1 protein-coding gene is annotated in these 255 nt (G+C 73.3%); it reads right to left on the reverse strand.

The genetic code is table 11. From position 1 onward, the window contains the following. Window positions 1–255 (reverse strand): enolase C-terminal domain-like protein (locus QSK17_RS35955; RefSeq protein WP_285711168.1); only part of this gene is annotated, 255 nt, incomplete at both ends.

Below are 255 nucleotides of genomic sequence, written 5' to 3' on the forward strand. Positions count from 1 at the left end.
CCGGGGTCGGCACGCTCTCGTCCGCGACGACAGGGATGGACGCCCTGCTCACCAGCCAGCGGCGGCCGAGGACGTCGTCGGCGGGGCACAGTTCCTCGGCCAGGGTGAGCCCGAGATCCTCCATGGCGCGCAGGGCCTGTACCGACTCCGACGCCGTCCAACCGCGGTTGCCGTCGACGTAGAGCTCCACCTCGTCTCCGAGCGCGTCGCGGAGCGCACGGCAGACCGCGACGTCGAGCGTGAACGGGCGCCGGC

This window comes from Microtetraspora sp. NBRC 16547 (assembly GCF_030268965.1).
In the GTDB taxonomy this organism is placed as follows: Bacteria; Actinomycetota; Actinomycetes; order Streptosporangiales; family Streptosporangiaceae; genus Microtetraspora.